This is a genomic window from Nonomuraea sp. NPDC049419, from assembly GCF_040676995.1.
Taxonomy (GTDB): Bacteria; Actinomycetota; Actinomycetes; order Streptosporangiales; family Streptosporangiaceae; genus Nonomuraea; species Nonomuraea salmonea.
This window is the reverse complement of record NZ_JBFAQB010000011.1, coordinates 119,122-143,454: the sequence shown is the minus strand read 5'-3', so window position 1 is coordinate 143,454 and position 24,333 is coordinate 119,122. Positions and strand designations below refer to the sequence as shown.

General features: G+C 74.0%; 15 protein-coding genes. 11 read left to right on the top strand and 4 right to left on the bottom strand.

All coding sequences use genetic code 11. The annotated features are described in order from the left end of the window. The first annotated feature begins 2 nt into the window (after nucleotides 1-2). Genes AB0K12_RS29090 through AB0K12_RS29065 form a run of 6 tightly spaced genes read left to right on the top strand, consistent with a single transcriptional unit; the run spans nucleotide 3 to nucleotide 7,942 of the window. The gene (locus tag AB0K12_RS29090) at nucleotides 3-416 is read left to right on the top strand and encodes a hypothetical protein (RefSeq protein ID WP_364567905.1); all 414 of its coding nucleotides are present in this window, start codon (nucleotides 3-5) and stop codon (nucleotides 414-416) included. After that, nucleotides 413-3,457 (top strand): FxSxx-COOH system tetratricopeptide repeat protein, encoded by a 3,045-nt coding sequence (gene fxsT, locus AB0K12_RS29085; RefSeq protein WP_364567902.1) that lies wholly within the window; start codon nucleotides 413-415, stop codon nucleotides 3,455-3,457. The genes AB0K12_RS29090 and fxsT overlap by 4 nt, the downstream gene beginning before the upstream one ends. Before the next feature lie 23 nt (nucleotides 3,458-3,480). Beyond that, entirely contained in the window at nucleotides 3,481-4,644 is a 1,164-nt protein-coding gene (locus tag AB0K12_RS29080) for an MFS transporter (RefSeq protein WP_364567899.1), read from the top strand. A 57-nt stretch (nucleotides 4,645-4,701) separates the two neighbouring features. Beyond that, nucleotides 4,702-6,234 (top strand): ABC transporter substrate-binding protein, encoded by a 1,533-nt coding sequence (locus tag AB0K12_RS29075; RefSeq protein ID WP_364567896.1) that lies wholly within the window; start codon nucleotides 4,702-4,704, stop codon nucleotides 6,232-6,234. Beyond that, entirely contained in the window at nucleotides 6,231-7,157 is a 927-nt protein-coding gene (locus AB0K12_RS29070; protein ID WP_364567893.1) for an ABC transporter permease, read from the top strand. Before AB0K12_RS29075 ends, AB0K12_RS29070 begins: the two co-directional genes overlap by 4 nt. Further along, complete coding sequence (locus AB0K12_RS29065; protein ID WP_364567890.1) at nucleotides 7,154-7,942, top strand: ABC transporter permease; 789 nt, start codon at nucleotides 7,154-7,156, stop codon at nucleotides 7,940-7,942. Before AB0K12_RS29070 ends, AB0K12_RS29065 begins: the two co-directional genes overlap by 4 nt. A gap of 53 nt (nucleotides 7,943-7,995) precedes the next feature. On the opposite strand, the gene AB0K12_RS29060 is transcribed toward AB0K12_RS29065, so the two are convergent. Both AB0K12_RS29060 and AB0K12_RS29055 read right to left on the bottom strand, forming a co-directional pair. Continuing rightward, on the bottom strand, nucleotides 7,996-9,300 hold the full coding sequence (locus AB0K12_RS29060; protein WP_364567887.1) for a family 43 glycosylhydrolase: 1,305 nt from the start codon (nucleotides 9,298-9,300) through the stop codon (nucleotides 7,996-7,998). Nucleotides 9,301-9,459: 159 nt separating this feature from the next. Next, the gene (locus tag AB0K12_RS29055; RefSeq protein WP_364567884.1) at nucleotides 9,460-12,153 is read right to left on the bottom strand and encodes an AAA family ATPase; all 2,694 of its coding nucleotides are present in this window, start codon (nucleotides 12,151-12,153) and stop codon (nucleotides 9,460-9,462) included. Nucleotides 12,154-12,220: 67 nt separating this feature from the next. Here AB0K12_RS29055 and AB0K12_RS29050 point away from each other — a divergent pair, with 67 nt between their 5' ends. The 5 genes from AB0K12_RS29050 to AB0K12_RS29030 all read left to right on the top strand — a co-directional run bounded on the left by AB0K12_RS29050 (nucleotide 12,221) and on the right by AB0K12_RS29030 (nucleotide 16,400). Beyond that, a complete protein-coding gene (locus AB0K12_RS29050; protein WP_364567881.1) occupies nucleotides 12,221-13,444 on the top strand; it encodes a GNAT family N-acetyltransferase in 1,224 nt (407 codons plus the stop codon). Nucleotides 13,445-13,470: 26 nt separating this feature from the next. Beyond that, the gene (locus tag AB0K12_RS29045; RefSeq protein ID WP_364567878.1) at nucleotides 13,471-13,620 is read left to right on the top strand and encodes a hypothetical protein; all 150 of its coding nucleotides are present in this window, start codon (nucleotides 13,471-13,473) and stop codon (nucleotides 13,618-13,620) included. A 14-nt stretch (nucleotides 13,621-13,634) separates the two neighbouring features. Beyond that, nucleotides 13,635-14,621 carry an aldo/keto reductase gene (locus AB0K12_RS29040; protein ID WP_364567875.1) on the top strand — a complete coding sequence of 329 codons (987 nt, stop codon included), beginning with the start codon at nucleotides 13,635-13,637 and terminating at the stop codon, nucleotides 14,619-14,621. 79 nt (nucleotides 14,622-14,700) lie between these two features. Continuing rightward, the gene (locus AB0K12_RS29035; RefSeq protein WP_364567872.1) at nucleotides 14,701-15,102 is read left to right on the top strand and encodes a hypothetical protein; all 402 of its coding nucleotides are present in this window, start codon (nucleotides 14,701-14,703) and stop codon (nucleotides 15,100-15,102) included. Between the two features lie 68 nt (nucleotides 15,103-15,170). Continuing rightward, nucleotides 15,171-16,400, top strand: a complete 1,230-nt coding sequence (locus AB0K12_RS29030) for an MFS transporter (RefSeq protein ID WP_364567869.1) — start codon at nucleotides 15,171-15,173, stop codon at nucleotides 16,398-16,400. A 54-nt stretch (nucleotides 16,401-16,454) separates the two neighbouring features. Here the strand turns inward: AB0K12_RS29030 and AB0K12_RS29025 are convergent, their stop codons facing one another. Both AB0K12_RS29025 and AB0K12_RS29020 read right to left on the bottom strand, forming a co-directional pair. Further along, a complete protein-coding gene (locus tag AB0K12_RS29025; protein ID WP_364567866.1) occupies nucleotides 16,455-17,000 on the bottom strand; it encodes a hypothetical protein in 546 nt (181 codons plus the stop codon). 2 nt (nucleotides 17,001-17,002) lie between these two features. Further along, nucleotides 17,003-24,313 carry a zeta toxin family protein gene (locus AB0K12_RS29020; protein WP_364567864.1) on the bottom strand — a complete coding sequence of 2,437 codons (7,311 nt, stop codon included), beginning with the start codon at nucleotides 24,311-24,313 and terminating at the stop codon, nucleotides 17,003-17,005. Nucleotides 24,314-24,333: the final 20 nt, after the last annotated feature.

The window sequence follows — 24,333 nt, the reverse complement described above, 5'->3', positions numbered from 1 at the left end:
AGATGACCACCGATGCGTGGACGTCCGTGAAGCAGCGGTTCGCCCGGTTGATCGGGCGGGGCGATCCCGAGCGGGAGGAGGTCGTGGTGCGGCGGCTGGAGCGCTCGCGGCAGGAGCTCGTCGGCCGGACCGGGGCCGAGCTGGAGCGGGCCCGCGCCGAGCAGGAGGCGGCGTGGCGGTCGCGGCTGAGCGACCTGCTGGAGGACGATCCCGCCGCCGAGGCCGAGCTGCGGGAGCTGGTCGCCGAGTTCGGCGCGGGCGCCGTCGCCGCCGGCGAGCGTTCCGTCGCGATCGGCGAGAACACCGGCATCGCCTCGACCGGCGACCATGCCACGAACGTGCAGATGCGGGCCGAGGCTTCGGGCTCCGGACGCGTCTACCAGAGCGCCCGCGACCAGACCATCAACGAACGATGACCACCCCGCCACCGGACGACCCCGAGACGAGCCCACCACAACCGGAGGCGCTGGGCTCCGGGCCAGTGCAGGCGGGAATCGAGGCGACGGGCTCCGGCTCGGCGGAGGTGCGGATGGAGGCGACGGCCTCTGGGAATGCGCGGATCTACCAGGCCGGGCGCGACCAGGTCGTCAACGAGACGGTGCTGCCGGAGATCGTGCTGCGGCCCGTCACCGAGGTCGTCGCGCCGCCTGGGCTGGTGAATCTGCCCCGGCACACCCGGACGTTCGTGGGGCGTGGTGACGAGCTGGCGCGGCTGGAGGTGGCGCTGCGGGGCGGGAACGAGGTGGTGGTCTCCGCCGTGCACGGCCTGGGCGGCGTCGGCAAGTCCACGCTGGCCGCTCACTACGCGCTGGCCCAGGCCAGAAGGCAGGACGCCGGGCGGCCGAACCCCGTGTGGTGGATCACCGCCGAGTCCGGCCAGGCGGTCAGGACCGGGCTGGCCAGGCTGGCGGTCGCCCTGCAGCCGGAGCTGACCACGGCCCTGCCGTTGGAGGCGCTGGCCGAGCGGGCCACGGCCTGGCTGGCCGCCCACCAGGGCTGGCTGCTGGTGCTCGACAACGTCAACGAGGTCGCCGGCGTGCAGCCGCTGCTGGAGCGGGTCCTGACCGGACAGGTGCTGGTGACCAGCCGCCTGGGCGAGGGCTGGCACCGCCTGGACGCCCAGGTCCTGCGCCTGGACGTGCTGAGCGAACGGGAAGCGATCGAACTCCTCACCCGCCTCGCCGCCCCGGAGCTCGTGGACGGCAGAAACCTGGACGGGGCCGCACAGCCTACGGACGCCGGGGACCCCGCCAGAGCCGCCGCGACCGAGCCCGGCGAGAGCGGGGGGCTCGATGGGGCTGCTGAGTTGGTGCGGGAGCTGGGATACCTGCCGTTGGCCATCGAGCAGGCCGGGGCGTACCTGCATCAGACGAGGATCGCTCCGCGCGAGTATCTGGAGTTGCTGCGGCGGCAGCCGGCCGTCATGTACGACCAGGTCGCCCGTGGCGGCGACGCCGAGCGGACGATCGCGCGGGTGTGGCGGCTCACCCTCGACCGCCTGGCCGGCACCCCGTACGCCGTGGACGTGCTGCGCGTCCTGGCCTGGTACGGCGCGCAACCCGTCCCCCGCGCTCTGCTGGACGGCATGGACGCGGGCCAGGCCGAGGTGCGGCACGCGCTCGGCGAGCTGGCCGCGTACAACATGGTCACCCTGGACCGCGAGACGGTCACCGTGCACCGGCTGGTCCAGGCAGTGACCCGCACCCCTGACGACGCCGATCCGCACCGCCCGGCCGCCGCCGTCGACGCCGCCCGCGCCGCGGCGACCGCCCTGCTCGACACCGCCGCCGCCCCTTCGCCGCGTGACCCGGCCGGCTGGCCGCTGTGGCGGGCGCTGATGCCGCACGTCATCGCCTTGACCGAGCACGCCGCCCCCGGCACCGACACGCTCACGACCGCGGGCCTGCTCGACAGGACCGGCGTCTTCCTCAACGGCCAGGGCTCGCTGGAGAGCGCGATCGAGCTGCACACCAGGGCCCGCGCCACGTGCGAGCGGCTGCTGGGCAAGGACAACCCGGCCACGCTGTCGTCCAGTGACGGCCTCGCGAGCGCCTACCGCGCGATGGGCGACCTGGAGCGCGCCGTCCCGATCTACGAGGAGACGCTGGAGCGCACGGAACGGCTGCTGGGCACGGACGCCCCGCAGACCTTGACCACGCGCAACAACCTGGCCGCCGCCTACGAGGCGGCGGGCGACCTGCGCCGCGCCATCCCGATCTACGAGCAGACGCTGGAGAGCTCGCAGCGGGTGCTGGGTGCGCACGACCCGGACACGCTGACCACCCGCAGCAACCTCGCCCTCGCCTACCAGACGGCGGGAGACCTGAGCCTCGCCACCCGCCTGTTCCGGCAGACGCTGGAGGACCGCGAGCGCGTCCTGGGCCCCGACCACCCCGACACGCTCACCTCGCGCAACAACCTGGCCTACGCCTACCGGGAGGCCGGCGAGCTGCGCCGCGCCGCGGAGCTGGACGAGCGCACGCTGGAGGAGCGCGAGCGCGTGCTCGGCCCCGACCACCCCGACACCCTGACCTCACGCAGCAACCTGGCCGTCACCTACGAGTCGGCAGGCGACCTCGGCCGCGCCATCGCCCTGTTCGAGCGGGCGCTGGAGGACCGCGAACGCGTCCTGGGCCCGGACCACCGCGACACGCTCACCTCCCGCAACAACCTGGCCCACGCCTACGAGGTCGCGGGCAAGGTCCGGCAGGCCCTGCGGCTGTACGAGAGGAACCTGAAGGACCGCGAACGCCTCCTCGGCCCCGACCACCCCGACACGCTCATCTCCCGCAACAACCTCGCCCACACGTACCAGTCGGCGGGAGACCTGGCCGAAGCGCGACGCCTGCACGAGCAGAACCTCGAAGACCGCGAGCGCCTCCTGGGCCCCGACCACCCCGACACCCTGATCTCCCGCAACAACCTCGCCCACGCCTACCAGGCCGCGGGAGACCTCGACCGCGCCATCCCCCTGTTCAAGCGCACGCTGGAGGACCGCGAACGCGTCCTCGGCCCCACGCATCCCGCCACGCTGAACTCCCGCAACAACCTCGCCGTCGCCTACGACGCCGCAGGCGACTCGCGTCGCGCGCTCCGCCTGCTGGTGGAGATCCTGGTGGACCGCGAGCGGATCCTGGGTCCCGATCATCCCGACACCCTCGCCTCACGCAACAACCTCGCCTACGCCTACGGGTCGGCCGGCAACCTCAAGCGCGCGGTCCAGCTGTACGAGGAGACGTACGCGGGCTCGGAGCGGATCCTGGGCCCCGACCACCCCGACACCCTGATGTGCCGCAACAATCTGGCCGCCGCGTATCACGCGGCCGGTGACGTGCGCCGCGCCACTCCCCTGCTGAACCGGGCGCTGGCCGACTGCGAGCGGGTGCTGGGCCCCGGCCACCCCACGACGACGCTGGTGCGGGCCAACGTGCGGGCGCTCATGCGAGGCCGGCCATAAGCCGCTTCCACCAGGGATGGCGCATGGTCGCGGCCCTGGCCGTCACCCAGACCATCGGGTACGGCGTGCTCTACTACGCCTTCTCCGTCTTCCTCACCCCCATGACCCGCGACCTGCGGGCGGGCGGCACGCAGGTCGCCGCCGCGCTCACCCTCGCCGTCGCGACCACCGCGCTGTGCGCGCCGTTCGCGGGCCGGTGGCTGGACGCCCGCGGCGGGCGCGGCCTGATGACGGCGGGCTCGGTGCTCGGCACGCTCGCCGTCCTGGGCTGGTCGCAGGCCCACACCCTGCTCCAGCTGTACGGCGTGTTCGTGGCGATCGGGGTGGCGTCGGCGATGGTGCTGTACGAGCCCGCCTTCGCCATGATCATGGCCTGGTTCGACGGGCCGGCGTACGGGCAGGGCAGGGCGAACGCCCTCCTGGCGGTGACGATCGTGGCCGGGTTCGCGTCGGCGGTGTTCCTGCCGCTGTCCGGCCTGCTGGTCGAGCATTACGGCTGGCGCCGGGCCCTGGTCGTGCTCGGGCTCGGCTACGGCCTGGCCGCGATCCCGCTGCACGCCCTGGTCCTGCGCGGGCCCGCGCAGGACCAGGGCGCCAAGGTCACCGCCACGACCAGGGGTGACCTGGTCAGGTCCGCCGTACGGGGGCGCCCGTTCTGGCTGCTGGCGGCGGCGTTCACGGCGCACAGCGGCGCGGTGGCGACCATCGCGGTCCTGCTGGTCACCTACCTGATCCACCTCGGGCACCCGCCGGTGTTCGCCGCGACCGTCGCCGGGCTGCTCGGCGTGCTGTCGGTCACCGGCCGCGTGGTCACGACCGGCCTGCGCCGCCGCTGGGCCGCCGCCCCGGTCGCGGCGGGCGTCTTCGCGGTGCAGGGCGCGGGCGCGCTGCTGATGCCGGTGGTGGCGGGGAGCGCGGCGGGGGCGATCGGGTGCGTGCTGCTGTTCGGAATCGGGTTCGGGGTGGGCACGATCACGCTGCCGCACCTGCTGTCCGAGCGGTACGGCACCACCGCCTACGCCAGCCTGTCGGGCCGGATCGCGCTGTTCGCGGTCGCCGACAAGGCCGCCGCCCCGCTCGCCGCCGTCGCCCTGGCCCAGGCGGCCGGGTACGGCTGGGTCATGGGCGCGGTGGCCGCCGCCTGCGGGGTCGCGGCGCTCGCCCTGCTGGCCTACCACCGCTTGTGACGCGAGAGATGAACACGGTTATCGTTGCCTTCTAGTGACGGCGAGCGGGAGGATCGAGTGCGCGGACGATCGGTGATCATGGTGCTGGCGCTGCTGGCGGCCTTGGCCGGTTGCGGCCAGGCCGAGCAGGACGGAAGGAAGCTCACCCTGGCCGCTCCACGCGACCTGGTCGCCGGGCCGGAGGACCCGTACTTCGTCCACGAGACCCTGCGGGTGTGGGAGCCGCTGGTGACCGTGGACGACGAGCTGCGGCCGGTCCCCGCGCTGGCCGCCTCGTGGGACAGCGCGGACGAGGGGCGGCGGTGGACGTTCACGCTGCGGCAGGGGGTGCGCTTCAGCGACGGCACGCCGCTGACCGCCGAGTCGGTGGTGGCCAACGTCGAGCGGTTCCTGCGCATCGCGCCCCGGCAGTCGGCCTTCTTCAGCCTCGACGCGGGCATGGAGGCCGCGTACGGCAGGCTCGGGCAGGTGCGGGCCGAGGGCGGCAAGGTGGTGTTCGAGCTGAAGGAGGGCGTGGCCGACCTGCCGGGCCGGCTGGCCGGGTTCTTCAGCATGGTGCAGTCGCCGACGGCGTTCGCGGGCGGCGACTCGTTCGGCGAGCGGCCGATCGGCACCGGGCCGTACACGCTGGCGAGCTGGACCAAGGGGCAGCAGGCGGTGCTCACCGCCAACCCGCATCACCATGGCGGCGCGCCCGCGTACGACACGATCGTGGTCAAGGTGATCCCCGACGCCAACGCCCGCGTCGCCGCGTTACGCGCCGGCGAGGTGGACGGGCTGATCGACAAGGGCGCGCTGCTGCCCGCGCAGGTCGCCGCGGTCGCCGCCGACGGCCGCTTCCGGGTGGTGCGCAGCCCGTCGGTGCTGACGCACTACCTGACCTTCAACGCCTCCCGCCCGCCGTTCTCCGACGCACGCCTGCGTGAGGCGGCCGACCTGGCGATCGACCGGCGGGCGATCGCCGCCACGCTGTTCGCCGGCACGGCCAAGCCCGGTGCCGGCTTCCTGTCCCCGGTCTTCGGCGATCTCGCCGCCCCCGGCGGCACCCCCTATGACCCCGGCAGGGCACGCGCGCTCGTGTCCGCCGCGAAGGCGCCGGAGCGGCCGGTCACCATCCTGATCTCGGCGGCGGAGACCGGCCAGTTCCCCTACGCCGACGTCGCCGAGGTGCTGCGTGCCGCGTTCGAGCAGGCGGGGCTGCCGGCGCGGGTGAGCGTCACCGAGGCCACCAAGTCGGCGATGGAGGCCGGCGACTACGACGTCTTCCTCAGCGCCTACAGCGTGCCGAACGCCGACGCCGACTACCTGTTCCGCCGCTTCCTGCGCTCGGACGCGTCCTGGAACGTCGATCGCCGGCTCGGCTACCGCAGCTCGGAGTTCGACGCGCTGGTGGACCGGGCGGCGGCGGAGACCGACCAGGGCGAGCGCCGCGAGCTCTACCACCGGATCCAGCGGCTGCTGGCGGCCGACCGGCCGATGATCCCCCTCGCCTGTCAGGACAACCCGATCGTCACGACCACCGAGGTCGGCGGCGTGACGCAGAACGTGGCGTACGTCACCGACCTGGGCGAGCTGGCGCCCGGCACGTGATCGCCGTCCTCCTGCGCCGCCTCGCGGAGCTGCTGCTCGTGCTGCTGGCGCTGTCGGTGCTGGTGTTCCTGCTGACCTCGCTCGCGCCCGGCGACCCCGCCGAGGAGATCCTGCGCCGTGGCGGCGGGCAACCGACGGCGGCCGCGGTGGCGGCGCTGCGCGCGGAGCTGGGGCTGGACGAGCCGCTGTTCAGCCGGTATCTGCGGTGGGTGCTCGACGTGCTGGGCGGCGACCTCGGCCGGTCCTACGTCGACCGCTCCCCCGTGGCGGCCGAGATCGCGGCGCGGCTGCCGGCCACGCTGCTGCTGGCGGTCGCGGCCGCGGCGGTGTCGGCGGGGCTCGCGCTGCTGGTCGCGCTGCCGGCCGTGGTCCGGCCGCGGGCGCTCGACAGCCGGATCCTCGCGCTGGTGACGGTGGCGGCCGGCGGGGTCCCTCCGTACATCGTGGGGATTCTGCTGATCAGCGTGGTGGCGGTGGGGTTGCGGCTGCTGCCCACCGGCGGCCCTGACTCGGTGGTGCTGCCCGCGCTCACGCTCGGCCTGGCCGGGGCCGCGACCCTGCTGCGGCTGCTGCGCGCGGACCTCGCGCGGGCGCTGCGGCGGCCGTTCGTCCGGCTCGCGGCGGCGAAGGGGCTGCGGCGCCGCCGCACGATCGTCGTGCACGCGCTGCGCGTGGCCGCGCCGAACGCGGTCACCGCCATGAGCCTGGTGGTGGCGGAACTGCTGGCGGGGGCCGTGGTGGTGGAGACGCTGTTCGCCTGGCCCGGCGTCGGGCAGCTCGCCGTGGCGGCGATCAGGCAGCGGGACGTGCCGGTCGTGCAGGCGTACGTGCTGGTCGTGGCCGTGGCGACGGTGCTGCTGCTGGCGGTGACCGAGCTGTGCCTGTCGGCCCTGGACCCGCGGCTGCGAGGTGGGGAACGATGACGGGCCGGGTCGCCTGGTTCGTGCTGGTCGTGGTGTTCTGCCTGGTGGCGCCTCTTCTGACCGGGTACGACGTCTCCACGCCTGATCTGGGGCGTGCCCTGCTGCCGCCCGGGCCGGAGCACTGGCTGGGCACCGACCAGCTCGGCCGGGACCTGCTCACCAGGACGGCCATGGCGGGCCGTACCTCGCTGCTGGTCGCGTTCGCCGTCACCGCCGTCACCACCGCCCTCGGCACGCTCGCCGGAGCGGTGGCCGGGCTGGCGGGCGGGGCGACCGAGCGGCTGCTGCGCTTCGCCGCGACCGTGGCGCTCGCCCTGCCGGGGCTCACGCTGGCGCTCGCGCTGGCGGGCGTGCTGCCGCCCGGGTACGCCACGGTCCTGGCCGCGCTCGTGCCGCTCGGCTGGGTGAGCTGCGGCCTGGTCGCGCACACGGCGACCCGGCGGGTGGCCCGCGCCGATCACGTGCTGGCCGTAAGGGCGATCGGCGCGTCCCCGCTCTACCTGCTGCGCAGGACCATCGCCCCGCACCTGGCCGGCCCCGTGCTGACCGTCGCCACCGCCGACTTCGCCCGCACCCTGATCGCCGTGACCTCGCTCGGGTTCCTCGGCATCGGGCTGCCGCCGGGCGCCGACTGGGGCGGCATGGTCAGCGAGGCCACTCCCCTGCTGGTCACGGCGCCACGCCTCGCGGTCGTACCCGCGCTGGCGCTCGCCCTCACGAGTCTGACCCTGGCGCTCACGACGGACGCCCTTCGTGAACGGAGCGCCACCCGGTTTCCACAATGATCAGGTCGTCGTGGTCGACGGCGGCCGGCTCACCACGCGAGCGTGAGCTTCGGTCAGGAGATCCGCCAGTGCTGGGCGGCGAAGTCGTTGCAGGTCCACTGCCGCACCTCGGCGCCCGGGTCGGTGGCCCACTCGAAGTCGTCCAGGCACAGGCCGCTGTGCCGGTTCACCAGCGTCGAGTAGCCGTCGCCCGCCGAGGTGATGCGCCACTGCTGGACGGCCAGGCCGTTGCAGGTCCACTGCCGCACCTCGGCGCCGGGGGTGGTGCCCCAGTTGTAGTCGTCGAGGCAGAGGTCGCTGTGGCGGTTGCGAATCCGGACGTACGAGGGCGTGACCTCGCCCGACGGGCCCTGCAGCACGGTCGAGGTGGAGACCGGGACGCCGAGGTTGGGGGTGCCGTCGGCGTTCCAGTTGACCTTCTGGACGCGGGTCGTGCGGGTGGTGCCGCAGCCCTGGCTCGACGAGGAGTTGGCGTGATAGGCGATCCACGTCTCGGTGCCGTCGGGCGAGGTGAAGAACGAGTGGTGGCCGGGGCCGTAGACGCCGTTCGCGTCGCTGCGCTGGAAGATCGGGTTGGGGAACTTGGTCCAGGAGGAGGCGTTGAGCGGGTCTCCGCCGCGGTACTCGAGCATGCCGATCTTGTAGTTGGGCCCGTTGCAATGGCTGGCCGAGTAGGTGAGGAACGTGCGCCCGCCGCGTTGCAGCAGGAAGCCGCCCTCGTTGACGGCGCCGTTCTGGCGCTCCCATGACAGGGTGGGCGCGGAGAGCCGGCGGCCGTAGGCGGAGGCGGTCCAGGGGTTCGACAGCGGCGCGAGGTAGAGCGACTGCAGGTCGTCCTCGGGCGCGAAGGCGGAGAAGGTCACGTAGAGCGCGCCGTTGAGGCGGACGACGGCGGCGTCGATGGCCCAGCCGTTGTTCGGCATGAGGTTGAGCACGCCGCGGTAGGTGTAGGGGCCGAGCGGGTCGGATCCCGCGCTCTCGGCGACGTGGGTGCGGCGGGGCGCGCCGGACTGCTCGACGGAGTAGTACAGGTACCACCGGTTGTTGATCTGTTCCAGGTGCGGCGCCCACATCGTGGTGCCGTTCGTGCGATGCACGACCTGCTCGGGGGCGCTGCGCAGCCCGGCGATGGTCGCCGACCTGCGCATCACCACGTCGGACGTCCAGGTGGTGGCGACGTAGTAGTAGAACCCGTTGTGGAAGACCAGGGTCGGGTCGGCGCTGTTGGGGGCGGGGACCACGGGGTTGGTGAACGACGGGCCGGGCGCCGCGTGTGCGGGGCGGGCGATGACGAGGAGGGACAGGACGAGCGCGACGACGAAGGCCGCGACGACGTTCCTGCGGCATAAGACGGTCATGAGAGTGCCCTTCCGTTTGTTAGCGCTAACATGTGAGCCGGAAGTAGAGCGCTGAAAGTGCGCTTGGACGGTGTGTGCGCCATTGTTAACGTCAACACCCCGTCGGTCAAGCATGCGGCGGCCCCCGTGCTGGTCGCCGTGAAACGTCCGTGAAAGCAGTCAGGCCAGGCCCTTGCGGAAGGCGATGGCCGTCGCCTCCGTACGGGTCGTCGCGCCCAGTTTCGTGAGGATGTGGGAGACGTGGACGCCCGCCGTGCTCGGGGAGATGTGCAGGCGGGCGGCGATCTGGCGGTTGCTCAGGCCCTCGGCGATCAGCTTGAGCACGTCGTGCTCGCGTTCCGTCAGACCCTCCTGGGGCTGGCGGGGGCGGCCGAGCAGGGCGATCTCGCGGGCGAGCGGAGCGGCGCCCAGGTCGCCGGCCAGCCGGGCGGCCTCGGTGAGGCGGGTCGTCGCGCCCTGCCTGTCGCCCGCCTCCAGCGCGGCCCGCGCGCCGTGGAACAGGCACAGGGCCAGCTCGTACGGCTGCCGCAGCTCCCGCCAGGCCGCCACCGCCGCGTCCCAGCCGTCGTCCTCGATGAGCGCGTGCAGCATGACCTGCCAGGCGCGGTCGAGCCGCCCGTCCACGCCCAGCCGCGCATCGACCGCGACAAGCTCGGCCTTCCTGGCGCCCCGGGCCCGCTGAGCCAGGGCGCCGGCCACCAGGATCGGGCGGGCGTCGCTGGAGTAGATGCGGGTGAGTTCGGAGTCTTTCAGGGCGCGTTCCAGGATCTGGTCGGCTCGGCCGGGAGCGCCCTGGGCGACGGCGAGCAGGCAGAGCAGCTGGTAGCGGGAGAACAGGCCGTCGCTCTCGACGTGCTCGACGGCCGATGCGGCGGAGGCAGCCGCGGCGACGTCGCCGCGCAGCAGCGACAGCTGGCCGCTGAGGACGAGCAGGGCCTGCCGTGACAGCGGCGGCGGATCCTCCTGGAGGCCGTCGCGCAGCAGGGCGTCCGCCTCGTCCCACCGCCCGGCCAGGATCAGCCCGCGCGCGGCGTGGCGGGCCAGCTCGGCGCCCCGGCTGCGGCCCAGCCCGTAGCGGCGGGCGCGGCTCAGACCGTCGCGGGCGGCGGCGACGGCGCTCGGGTGGTCGCCTGCCATGGTGTGCAGGATGGCCTCGTACATGGGGACGGTCATGAGCAGGTCGTGGCCGTCGAGCCGCCCGGCGAGCGTGCGGGCCTGCGCCACCATGCCGAGATCGCGCGTCATCAGGCCGACGCCCAGCAGCCCGCGGATGGTGACCGTGGGGTCGCCGGTGCGCCGGCCGATCGCCAGCGCCTCCTCGAACGGCTCGCGCGCCCTCGCCACGTCCGGCAGCAGGCCCATGGCCAGCACGCCGAGGAGCCGGCCCCGCTGGACGCTCTTCGGGTCGGCGGGCAGGAGGGCGAGGGCGTGTTCCCAGTCGGAGACGCCGGTCGCCTTCAGCCGGTGCCGCAGCCTGCCCCGGTGCTCCAGCAGCTGGGCGGCCCGCTCGGGCTCGCGCCGCTCGTCCACGGCCTCCAGCCCCTCGGTGGCGTACTCGACGCCGCGCGCGTAGTCGCCGCTCAGCATGCACGCCTCGGCGATCTCGGTCAGCACGTCGATCCGGTCGACGCCCAGGTCCACCTCCGCGTCCCAGAGGTCGAGCACCTGGCCGAGGAGGCGGACCTGCTCCTCGTACGCGTACGTGCGCCGCGCCCTCCCCGAGGCCAGGTAGGCGGCGGACAGGGCCAGCCGGCGATCCCCGGCGGCGTGGGCGTGCGCGGCCAGCTCCGCGTGAGCCCCCGAGTCGCGCAACGCCTCGGCGTAGCGGGCGTGCAGGCGGGCCCGCTCGCCCGGCAGCAGGTCCTCGTACACCACGTGCCGGATCAGCGCGTGGCGGAAGTCGTAGCCGTCGCCGGAGGTGACGAGCAGGCTGCGATCGACCAGCTCGCGCAGCAGGGCGTCCAGCTCGGCGCCGTCCTGCCCGGCGACCCGCTCAAGCAACCGGTGATCGACCCTGCCGCCCGCCACCGAGGCGATGCGCAGCAGCTCGCGGGCCGGTGCCGGCAGCGAGCGCGGGCCGTGCAGGAGAAGACTGCGCAGGGTGTCGGGGGTGCGCTCGCCGGCGCGGGCGAGGGCCTCGACGAACAGCGGGTTGCCGTCGCTGCGCTCGTGGACCCGGCGTACGGTGGCCGCGTCGGGCTCGGCACCCAGGATGGCGGCGAGCTGGCGGCCCACGCCCTGCCGGTCGAGCCGGTCCAGCCGCAGCAGGGTGGTGCGCGGGCGGCGGGACAGCTCCGACAGCAGCTTGTCGCCGGTTTCGAACGGCCGGTGGGTGATCGTCAGGAGGACGCCGGGCTGGGTGAGGTTCCTGGCGAGGAAGCCGAGCAGCTCGCGGGTGGCGGCGTCGGCCCAGTGCAGGTCCTCGATCGTCACGACGACAGGGCGGCTCGCGGCCACCCGCTCGACCAGCGTCAGCACCTCCTCGAACAGCCGGTGCCTGCCGCCCTCCGCGTCGCCGGCGTCGCCCAGCTCGGGGAACCAGCGGGCCAGCTGCCGGTAGGGGCCGGGCAGCGCGCCCTCGACGCGGATCAGGCGGCGCAGCACGGTCACGAACGGCGCGTAGGGCAGGCTGTCGCTGCCCAGCTCCGTACAGGCGCCTTCGACGACCAGCGCCCGCGGCCCGAGCGACCGGGCGAACTCCGCCAGCAGCCGCGACTTGCCGATGCCGGCCTCGCCGGCCACGAGCGCCAGCGCGGGGCCCTGCTCGATGGCCGTGTCCAGGGCCGCCGCCAGCTCGGACAGCTCCTCGTCCCGGCCCACGAAAACCGGGCTGACCACACGTTCCGCCATCATCGCGCCAGCATATAAATACAGAGATCACCTGATGTGCGGCGGTTGTTTATCCGGCCACGCTCGAAGCATGACAAGCACGTACCCGCTGCGGACCATCGGCGCCGACGAGGTCGACGCGTGGGCCCGCATGGTCACCACCACCTACGGCCAGGACTGGACGGAGGGCGGTCTCAGGAACGCCGCAGTCTCCCTCGACCCCTCCCGCACGCTCGCCGCCTGCGACGGCGCGGACATCGTCGGCGGCGCGTCCATCTACGGCCGCGTCATGACGATCCCCGGCGCGGAGGTGCCGGTCGCGGGCATCACGCTCGTCGCGGTCCTGCCGACGCACCGGCGGCGCGGCATACTGACCGCGATGATGCGCAGGCAGCTCACGGACCTGTACGAGTCGGGCGGCGAGCCGATCGCCGCGCTCAACGCCGCCCAGGCCACGATCTACGGCCGCTTCGGCTACGGCCTGGCCAGTCACGTGGCCGAGATCAGAGGCGACAAGAGGTTCATGGCCCTGCGGCCGGGCACCGACGTCGGCGACGGCCGGATCCGCCTGCTCGACCGCGAGGAGGCTCTGCCGCTGCTGGAGAAGGTCTACGACACCGCCCGCCGCGGCGGGGTCGGATGGGTGGACCGGACGGAGCGGTACTGGGCCGCCCTGCTGGCCGACCACGAACGCGCCCGCGCGGGCGGCACGGCGCCGCGCTTCGCCGTGCACGCCGAACCGGGCGGCGAGGTCACCGGTTACGCGCTCTACCGCTCCAGAGCCGGCACGGTGCAGGTGATCGAGGTCGCGGCCACCACCGGACCGGCGTACGCCGCCCTGTGGCGCTTCCTCATCGACCTCGACGCGCACACCGGGCTCGCCTACGACGGGGCCGTGGACGAGCCGCTGTACCACCTGCTGACCGACCCGCGCGCGGCGCGCACCACCGTGCTGGACAACCTCTGGGTGCGGCTCGCGGACGTGGGACGCGCGCTGGCGGCCCGCCGGTACGCGGCCCCGCTCGACCTGGTGCTGGAGGTCCAGGACCCGTTCTGCCCGTGGAACGCGGGCCGCCACCACCTGCGGGCCGACGGCGAGTCCGTCACCTGCGAACGTACGCGGGCCCGTCCTGATCTCCGGCTGACCTCGGCCGAGCTGGGCGCGGCCTACCTGGGCGGCACCACCCTGGCGTCGCTCGCCGCCGCCGGCCGGGTGGAGGAGCTGTGCCGCGGCGCGGTCTCCGCCGCCTCGCTCGCCTTCCGCGGCGAGCGGGCCCCCTTCCACCCCTCGGGCTATGCCTTCCCCGCCTTCTGACCCATCACCGACAGAAACGGAACCGTATGCATATCTCTGCTCCTCCTGACGGGCGCGCGGGCGTCACCGCGGACCTGGTCAGCCGGCTGGAGGGCGAGACCGCGGATCCCGCCGCCGCCACCGAGCACCGGCGCATCGTCACCGACGTCCTGTCCGACCACCTCGCCCACGCGTGAAGGAGACCGATCACATGCGCACTCGTCAGCTCGGCCGCAGCGCCGTACGGGTCACCGAGCTCGGCTTCGGCGGCGGCCCGCTGGGCGGCCTGTTCGAGCCGCTGGACGACGACACCGCCGCCCAGGCGCTCGCCGCCGCCTGGGACGCCGGCATCCGCTACTTCGACACCTCACCCCACTACGGCATCGGCCACTCCGAGCGCCGCATCGGCGAGCTGCTGCGCGGCAGGCCGCGCGCGGAGTTCACGCTGTCGACGAAGGTCGGCAGGCTGCTGGTGCCGCAGGACCCGCAGGGCAGGATGGACGAGGCGTTCGCCGTCCCGGCCACCCACCGCAGGGTCTGGGACTTCTCCCGCGACGGCATCCTGCGCAGCGTCGAGGACTCCCTGGCGCGCATGGGCGTCGACCGGATCGACGTGCTGTTCCTGCACGACGCCGAGCAGCACTTCGAGGCCGCCCTGCGCGACGGCTATCCGGCGCTGGCCGAGCTGCGCGCCCAGGGCGTGGTCGGCGCGATCGGCGCGGGCATGTACGACTCCGCCAAGCTGACCCGCCTGGTCCGCGAGACCGACGCCGACGTGGTCATGCTGTCGGGCCGCTACACCCTGCTGAACCACACCGCGCTCGACGACCTGCTGCCCGCCTGCGCGGACCGCGGGGTGTCGGTCCTGGCCGCCTCCATCTTCAACTCCGGCCTGCTCGCCACCGAACGCCCCGCCGCAGACGCCCGCTACGACTACGCGCCACCCGCCCCCGAGGTGCTGGAGCGGGTCGCCAGGATCGCCGACGTCTGCGCCGCGCACGGCGTGACCCTCCCCCAGGCCGCCATGGCCTTCCCGCTGCGGCACCCGACCGTGGCGGGCATCGTGGTGGGGATGCGCTCGGCCGACGAGGTACGGCTCAACCTCGCCGCGTTCGAGGCCCCCGTCCCCGAGGGGTTGTGGTCCGACCTGTGCGCCGAGGGCCTGCTGGACGAGCGTGCGGAAAAGCCCGGTAAGTGACCGGCGTACGTCCTGGTGAGCGCGGCCGCGCGGCACGAGGCTGGGAAGGATCGCACGTTCCGGACCACGGGGAGATCCCATGAAGGCACTGGAAAGGCCAGGACGATCCCTGGCGCGGCTCCTGACGACGGCGGCCACGCTCACGGCCGTCACCGCGATGACGCTCTCCCCCGCCGCGAGCGCGGCCGGCCGGGTCGCCGGCCCGGCCGGCACCAGCGTCTGCCTGCGGCTGCTGGCCGACTACAACGCGATCCTGCTGCGGCACTGGGGGTCGGACTGCAGCCCGCGCGGCACGTACCACATCCATGTCTGGGGCGGTGGCCGCGACATGAACTACCCCACCTACACCTACAGCGGCGGTAACAGGGACTTCTCCTACACCTGGCCGGTGCCCTCGGGCACCAACATCTGCGCGGAGCTGTGGTACCACAAGCCGGGCGGCGGCTACTCCAGCTACGGCCTGCCCTGCACGACGATGTAGGGACGATGCAGGGCGTTTCGAGGTATCTTCCTCCAGTTACGCCCGCACTCACGCGAGGAAGACCCCCGGTGACCGTCCCGCTGCGCAAGAACGTCCGCTTCCAGCTGCTGTGGATCGGCGGCGCGGTCTCCGCGCTGGGGACGGAGCTCAGCAGGCTCGCCACGCCGCTGCTGGTGCTGGCGCTCACCGGCTCGCCCGGGCTGGCGGGCGTCGTCGCCGGCGCCCGCACCGCCGCCTTCCTGGCGGTCCAGATCCCGGCGGGCGTCTGGATCGACCGGTGGGACCGCCGCCGCACGCTCGTCACCGCCCAGGGCCTGCAGGCGGCGGTCTCCGCGCTGCTGGCGGCGCTGATCCTCACGGATCAGGTGCAGGTCTGGCACTTCGTCGCGCTGGCGGTGCTGGACGGGCTGTGCACGGCGTTCATCGGGCCCGTCCAGGACACGGCGATCCGCGGCATCGTCCCGCCGGAACAGCTGCACGGCGCCTACGCGCAGGAGGAGTCCCGTACCCACGCGGCCGGGCTGGCGGGACCGCCGCTCGGCGGCCTGCTGTACGGGCTCGGGCGGGCCGTGCCTTTCGTGGTCGAGACCTTCGCGCTGCTCGCCGCCACGCTCTTCTACGCCCTGGCCAAGGTGCCGCGCCGTCCCGGCACCACCGACGAAGACGGCGGGGAGCGGCGCGGCATGGGCAGGGAGGCGCTGGCGGCGCTCGCCTGGCTGTGGCGCCGGCCCGGCCTGCGCGAGGCCACCGGGGTGGTGATGGTGCTCAACCTGCTCGGCGGGGCCTCGATGATCCCGCTGATCGTGCTCGTCGGCGAGCGCGGCGGCGACGCGCGCGTCATCGGCACGGTGCTGGCCGGGTTCGGCATCGGCGGGCTGGCCGGCGCGCTGCTGTCGGGCCGCATCAGCCGGCTCATGCCGCCCGGCAGGATCGTGCTGGCCGTGGTGACGGTGTTCGGCGTCTCGCTGGCGGCCACGGCGCTGCCCTGGGGGATGTGGTGGCCGATGGTCCCGCTGGTGTTCATCACGTTGTCGACGCCCTCCCTGAACGTGGTGCTGAACGTGGTGATCGCCCGCCTGGTGCCGGAGTCGATGCTGGGCCGGATGGGCGCGGTGCTGAGCATGGGCGGCATGGGGCTCAAGCCCCTCGGCCCCGTGCTCGGCGGCGCGCTGGCCGCTGCTCTGGGCGGCGCGGGCGCCCTCCTGGTGCTGGGCGGCCTGCTCTGCCTGACCGCCGCCGTCGCCGCCCTCAGCCCGGAGCTGCGCCGCTTCACCGGAGAGCCCGTACCGGCCGCCTGACACGGGTCCGGGAGGCCCGCCGCCTGGCCTGCCAGGAGACGGGTGCGCCGATCCTCAGGGGCGCAGGAACTCGGCGGCCTGGCGGCGCAGGCGTTCAGGGGCGGAGCTCCAGACGGGGGCGCGGGTCATCGCCTCCAGCTTGACCCGCTTCACCTCGCGCGGCGCGTCGGCGCGTACGCCGAGGTGGGGCCAGAGCTGGTCCAGCTCGTCGAACGGCAGCTCCCACGACTGCCCGATCGAGCCCTCGTCGGCGGGCGGCGGCAGGAACACCTCGTCAGCGGTCTGCGGCGGATCGACCTGGACGACGGACAGCCCGAAGCGTTCTGCGGCGTCGCGCAGCAGCGCCCGGTGCCGCTCCACGACCTGCGGGCCCGGCTCGCCCTCGGCGAGCAGGGTGAGCAGCCAGCCCGTCGTCCCGAGCCGCGACAGGTCGAGGACCAGGCGCACCCCGTCGGTGAAGGACCGGTGCGCCAGGCTCGCCTCCTCGCCTGGCCCCTCGCTACGCGGGCCCTCGTCGAGGCCGAGCAGCCGGGCGAGCTCCGCCGCCTGCTCGCGGCCGAGCTCGCCGTACGCCAGGACTCGCAGTGCCGGCCAGAGCATCGTCACTCTCCACGCTCGTCGTCGATGGGCTGCCTCCAGGCCAGGGGGCGGTCCGGCCGGTGGATGACCCAGTCGGAGTCCTGGTGGTGCGAGGACAGCTCAAGGCCCATGCTGTGCCCGTCGAACGGCCCGCTGGACTCGAACAGGCCGAGCGAGATGGGCCGCCCCAGCGCCGCCTCCCAGTCATCCTTCCACGTCACCAGCCAGGGGAACGCCTCCATGAGCGTCCGCTTGTCGATGTAGCCGTGGCCGCCCATGAAGTCGCCGGGGAAGCGGCCCGGCGTCCAGCCGACGCGGGCTCTGCGGACCATGGCCGAGCTGGACAGGTCCATGTCGTAGTCGCTCGGCTCGGCTTCGAGGCCCAGCCGGTACATCGCGTCGAACAGGCGGCGCTTGGGGCGTACCGGGTCGTCGCCGAACCACTCACGCAGCCGCTCCCGCGCCTGCGGCGTCAGCTGATCCTCCGCCGGGAACGTCTTGTGCCGCCCGGCGAACAGCACGGCGCCGGTGCCCCTGAGCCTGATGTCCACCTGGGAGGGGTCGATGCCGTCCCGGCCGAGGGCTTCGAGCAGTTCGGTGGCGTAGCGGTCGTACTGTCTGGGGGTCATGCCCAGCGGCGCGGCCCTGCGCAGCAGCCAGGCGAGCTGCCGTGGGGCGATGCCGAGGAAGTCGAGGTCGCGCTTGGCGACCGCGTAGCCGGAGTCGTCGCGCGGCCACCACGGCGGGGCCGGATCGGTGCCGTCGAGCACGCGGGCGATGCGCCGGTCCAGCGGGTCGGCGAGGTCCAGCGCGCCCGCCGTCACGGGGGTCGGCCGCCAGCTACCCGCTGGGGCGTCCTGGCGGGTGACGATCGGCGGGTCGTCCTGCGGCGGGGCGGGGCGGCCCGGCGTGATGTGGCCCAGCGTGGTCAGCCGGTCCCCCGGCAGCGCGACGAACTCACGCTGCACGAAGTACCCCATGCCCGTCACCGGCAGCGACAGGATGTCGCGGGCCGGCTTCCTGTCCACCAGCAGCACGCCGCGGCCGTCGAGGGTGTCCAGCCAGTCCATGACCACCTGGCGGTCGGCCGACCAGCTCGCCAGCGGGCGGTGCCGCATCTCGATCATGTCGCCGGGGCGCAGCGCGTCCCACACCGAGTGGCGGCCCTCCGACCAGGCCATCCCCCGGTAGGCGATGACCTCCTCGATGCCGCGCGCGGCCAGCACCTCCTGGGTGAAGTCGTACTGGGTGCGGACGAAGTCGCGCAGCGTACGGCGGTTGTAGAGCAGCTCCATGTCCACGGCGGCGCGCGTCCTGCCGTCCATCGGCCACGACATCGCCCTGGTCAGCCCGAACTCCTCCTGTACGACCTCCTGGATGGCCAGCACGCGCACGTTGCTGTTGGCGTTGCGGTGAGCCCAGGCATGCAGCAGCTCGCTCACCGCGATCCGCCGCACGAGCCGCTCGGCTTCCGGCGAGTCCATCCGCAGCGCGGCGGCCGGCGTGTTCCGGGAATCGAGCTCGTCCGCGTGCCTGACCTCGGCGCCCATGGAGGGGTAGCGCTCGTTGAACGGCACGAGCACGTGGTCGGGGTCGCCGAGCCGGTTGATCATGTCGGAGCCGACGTGCAGGCCGGTCGCCGCCATGACGAGCTGCGGGGTCGTCGAGCGCATCCGTTCGGCCAGCGCGTCGATGACGTACGTCTTGGCCTCGCTGGTGTCGGTGAACGTGCCGTCGGCGGTCATCAGCTCCTCGGCCACCCGGCGGTGGTGGGCGGCCTCGGCGGAGTCGGGCGGCGGCGGGGCCGGGTAGTGAGCCTGGGTCTCCTGCCCGGGGAGCGTGACCGGGTGACCGGCCGGGCTCGGCAGCAGGTTGACGGTGCCGCGGGCCTGCTCGGCGGCCTGCTCGAAGCGCTGGATCACGCCCTCGTACAGGGGGAGCCTGTTGAGCCGCTCGAAGAGCGGGCGCAGGGCGTCCAGGCCGCGTCTGATGATCGAGACGTCGGACGGGGTGAGCGGGTTGGCGGCCCACCGGAACGCCCGGGGCTCGGTCTCGCGGAAGAACGCCTGGACGAACGGGTTCGCCGCGTCGGGGATCTGCAGGTGGGACGCGGTGCCGTCGCCGGTCGGGATGAGGCCGCCGGACGGCCCGAGCACGAGGTCGCCGTGACCGAACCCGTGCTTGGCGGTCACCGCGTGGTAGAGCCCGAGGAACACCCCGTCGCGGGTGGCCGCCCGCTCGCGCAGGTCCGCGGGAGCGGGCTCGCCCGGCATGTGGTCGGTGTAGACGTCGCGCAGGCCCAGCGCGTACGACAGCGGCACCCGCGCCCCCACCGCCCGGCCGACGTGCGCGTCCAGCACCCTGACGGCGGCGTCGCCCGGCCGCTCGAACCGCTCGTACGTCACCCGCGTCCCGTCCGCGAACGTCACCAGCTCCCGGTTGAGCAGCCCGTCCCCGTGCGGCAGCGGCTCCCGCGCCGCCACGGCCGCGCCGGTCACGGGATGCGCGGGCAACGGGACGACCGGCGCCGCCCCGAACCCGAGCAGCCCCGCCTCCGGATACGGCGTCGCCTCGGCCGGCCCAGGGGGCGGCGCGCCCTCCAGCACCGCACGCAAGCGAGGCCAGGACGCGGCGAACCCGGGATGCAGGTTCAGCCGCGCGACCTCCTCGATCGGCACCCAGGCCAGCTCAAGCGTCTCCTCGCCACGCCCGCGGACCTGGACGCGCTCGGCGGCGACGGCGATCACCGTGTCGTACGCCCAGCCGCCGTGGTCGTCCCTGATCACGTGCTCGACCTGGACCGCGTCCTGCGCCAGGTCGCTCTCCTCGGCCGTCTCGCGCAGGGCCGCCCCGGCCGGCGACTCGTCACTGTCGCGCGCCCCGCCGGGCAGCGCCCAGGTGCCGCCGAGATGGGTGTCCTCACCGCGCCGCTGCATGAGCACGTGGACGCCGTCCGGCCCCCGATGGTGGACCAGCAGGCCGGCGCCGCCGAACCTGCCCCAGTGGGCGTGGCCCTGCGCGCAGTTCACCCAGCCGTCGCCGGACATCGGCGGGAGGACGGGCGCCCGCATCGCCGGCGCCGACCGATCCAGCTCGCGTACGGCGGCCACCAGCGACTCCGCCGCCCCCTCCCAGGTGGCGTTCGCCTCCCGCAGCAGCCGCTGGAGCTGGCGGGCCTGCTCCTGCGCGCGCGGCAGGTCGCGCAGCATCTCCTTCAGGTGCGCGGCCCACCGCTGCACCGGCACCTCGTCCTCGAAGCCCTGCTCGACCAAGCTCGCCCTGGTCAGCGCCGCGGGGAAACGGCTCGGGTCGCCGAGCATGCCGCCGAGGCCGCTCGACCTCGGGATGAGGATGGGCGCGCCCGCCCCGGCCGCCTCCAGCGCCGCCAGGCCGAACCCCTCGCCGCGCGACGGCATGATCACGACGTCGGCGGCGCGGATGTCGGCCAGCATCTCCTCGCGGTCCAGCGTGAACGGCCTGACCTCGACCTCGCGGCCGGCCACGTCCGACAGGCGCTCCTTGACCTCCTCCACCGTCTCCGGCGCCGCGCCCCTGATCACCAGCCGCACGTCGAGGTCCTTCTGCAGCTCGCGGATCATCAGCGCCGCCTCGTGGCCGCCCTTCTGCGCCGCGTCCGCCCGGCCGATGAGCAGCACCGTACGCGTCCGCTCGCCGAAGAACGGCCGCTGCCTGGGCGCCTCGAAGGGCACCCCCGGCATCAGCTCGTGCACGGGCGGCTCGCGGTCGCCCGGATTGCTGTCCGCCAGCCGCCGCGCCTCCCCGGACAGCACGGGGCCGACGCCGACCAGCATGTCGGCCTCGGAGATGACGGCCCGCTCGATGTTCTCGAAGTCGCGGCCCAGCGCCGGCCTGTCCGCGATCCGGCCGAGCGCCCCCGTCACCATGTGCAGGACGTGCACCAGCGGCGCGTCCGGGTAGAGCCGGTCGCGGGCCTGCATGGCGGCGGGGCCCGAGTAGCGGCTGTGCCCGATGACCACGTCCACCTCTGGCGGCAGCTCCTCGCCGTCGAAGCTCAGCTGGTCCATCTCGCTGCGGCCCGGTTCGGGGCGTCTCGGGCCGATCACGTGCAGCCGCTCGCCGCCGACGCCCGGCGGCACCTCGTGGCCCACCCGGACGTACACCTCGTGCCCGGCCCGCGCCAGCCCTTCGGCCAGGTTGCGGTTGACGGCGATGATGCCGCCTCGATGCGGGTCCCATTCCGTGCAGTACGCCAGCACGCGCAGCCCGGCCCTGCCCAGCTCCTGCCGCCGGACCAGGCCGTCCCACTCGTCGGCCTGCTCCTCGCGCAGCCCCTCGCGCTCGTGCGGGGCCGCCCCGGCCAGGCTGCGCCGGTGCTGCGCGGCCAGCTGCTCGCGTTCCGCCGCGTGCTCGTCGCGCAGGACGCCGTCGGCCTCGGTCGTGTACCGCTCGCGCAGCCGTTCCGCCCTGCCCTGCGGGTCGACGTCCACGCCGTGCTCCGCGCCCAGGTCGGCGATCTCCGGCAGCTGGTCCTTCAGCTCGTCCGGGAGCCTGGTGCTCAGGCGCTCGTACGTCTCCCTGAACCAGCGGGCCTCCTCCTCGGTGAACGGCCTGCCGCGCACCTCCTCCAGCACCTCGCGAGCTCTTGGCGTGCGCCGCCACCTGCGCAGCTCGTCCAGCTCGTTGCGGTAGACGGCCTCGCCGCCCCTGCGGTAGATCGTGACGGCGTCGAGGTAGCGGGCGTCGTCGATGGCCCGCATCGTGCCGGGGATGCCGTCGAACGCGGTGTCGTGGATCTCCTGGGCGACCAGCCGGCCGTACCCGTCGGTGTCGCGCATCCGCTGGTAGCGGTCGAGCGCCGACAGCCGGCTGAGCGCCGCGGGGACGGCCATGACGTACGCCTCAGTACGGTAACCGAGCCTCCTGAACTCGGCCGCCTCAGCCTCCACGCCGGGGCTGCTGTTCATCGCGCCCTCGCGGATCAGGTTCACGCGCAGCTCGCCGGCCAGCGCGATGACCTTCTTCATCCACACGTACGCGTCCCCGCCCACCTGGGCCGCGGCGATGCGGTCGTTCCGGGCCATCAGCTCGGCGTACTTGGGGGCGTAGCGCAGCAACCCGTCGAAGTCCGCGACCAGCGCGCCGTCGGAGCGCATCGCCTCCATGGCCGCCTGCCGCGCGGTCGTCATCCCCGACTCGGGCTGCCCCCCGACGAACACCACCCGCGGATGCTCCGGCCGCCGCACCCCCGCCATGAGAGCGGGCACGATGTCCCGCCGGAAAATCAGCTCATTGTCCTCATCCGTCAGCTTCCAGGAGTCGGGCCCGCTCTTCACGTAGCGGTACTCCTGCACCACCTCAGCGGAACCGGCCGCGGAAACCGGCCTCCCACTGAGCAGCTCGGACAACCTCCGAACGTCGGGCACCGCTGGCCCCCGCTCCCGACCCTCCCCGGGACGGGCAGCCGCCCCGCTTCCGGTCCCCTGGCCCGTGGTCGGGCCGACGGCTGAGCCAGGGACCGGACCGGGGGCCGCCTGGCCGGCGACCGCGGTGTCGCCCGGTGCGGGGGTGCTGCTGGAAGCGACGGGGCCGGGGCGGGAGGTCGTCGCAGCGGTCGTGGCGGGAGAGCGCGGATCCGGCGTGGCGAGGTCATCCGACGCGGCCACCGGCCGGACGTCACCGGGAAGGGCCGCCGCCCGGGAGGACTGCGAGGCCGCGGCCCGCTGCGGCTGCTCCTGCGCCGACGGCTGCTGCTCAACTCGCCCGTGCTCCTGGGCACGCGGTTGCGCCTGGCCAGACCCCTCGGCCCTGCCACGGTCCTCGCCACGCACGGGGTCCTGGGCTCGCGCGGGCTCCTGCGTGCGCGCGGACTCCTGTGCGGACCCGGAGCCCTGCGCGCGCCCGGAGTCCTGGGCGGGTCCAGAGCCCTGCGTGCGGGCGTGAGCCTCACCTCTCTCCTCAACCCGCGCCTGCTCCTGGGCGCGCGGGGGGACCGGCGAGCGTGGGTGCGCGGCCTCCGACGTGCGGTGAGGGGTGCTTCTCGGTGGGGTGCTCGTCTCCGCTGGTGAGGACGGGGTGGGAGCCGACTGCGAGGTGTAGCCGTCGGGCGGCGGGGTGGGTGGGGAGGGCGGGGGTGGGGGTGTGGCGCGGGTGGTGTCGCTGGACAGGGCCGTTGCCGATGCCGTGTCCAAGGCGCGGCGGGGATTCGCCACTGCGCTCATCACGTCCACGCTGAAGGGGCTGATCGTGTTCGTACGGCCTACGCCTGCTGCGGCGCTGCCCAGCAAGGACTCCAGGCTCGGGGCTTCCCACTTTCCGTACACGATGCCGTTCGAGACCATGCCGGCGGGTGCTGAGACGGCCATGTTCGTGAGCGCCGTCTGGGTGGCGCGGCCGGGGAAGCGCATCAGGGCGTTCAGTGCGCCTGGGGCGTCGCCGGCGGCGGCGTTCAGTGTTCTGATGCCGGGGAGGCGGTCGACCAGGCCGCCCACAGGGCGGGTCATCTTCGAGGCGAGGATCGCGCCCATGCCGTCGCCCAGGAGGGTGGCGGCGGTCGACTGGCCGTCCCACCTCGTACGGGTGCCGCGCGCAAGCTGCTCGCTCTGCGCGAGGTAGTCGCCCAACAGGCCCTCGCCGAGCTCCTCGGGCAGTTCCCGCAGCATGTGGCTGGAGACCGCCCTGGCCAGCAGGCCCTTCGCGCCCTGGCCCGCCCCGAGCGCCGCCAGCCTGGGCACGGCCCTGGCACCGGCCGCCCCCGCGTACCTGACCCCGGCCGCCCGCTCCAGCCAGGCGAACACCTTGTCAAGGAAGGACCGTAAGCGGGCGGCGTACGGGCCGATGAAGGGCGCCAGAGCGCCCGCGCTGAGAGCGGCCGCCGCGGCGGCGATGGCGATCGACGTGACCGTGATCCAGAAGCCGACGTTGATCACCAGCTTGGCGTACTGGGTGTCGCGGGCCAGGCTGTCGTGCTGGAGCGCGTACTGGTGGGCCAGCGCGGCCAGAGCGGAGATGCCCTGACCTTCGGCGAGCATCTGCTCGGCCCGCTGCCGGAACGCGTCGGCGGCGGGACCGTCCCACCCCTGGAGGATGAGGTCGCGCGCCGTGCCGCCCGCCACCGCGAACTCCAGGGCGGCCCGGCTCCAGTCCTCGTACGCGACGGCCAGCGCGGCCTCGCCCGACTCGCTGGTCTCCGGCCACAGCTGCCCGGACGACAGCAGCGCGATGAGCGCGTCGCACCAGGCAGGCAGGCCGGTCCCCCAGGCGGGCGTGACGTCGGTGGCGTAGCCGGCGCTGCCGATCGTATTGTCCTGCCCGGGCAGCGGGTCGGTGACCGGGCTGCTGACGTTCGTGACCACGCTGGTCCCCCGTACGGCGT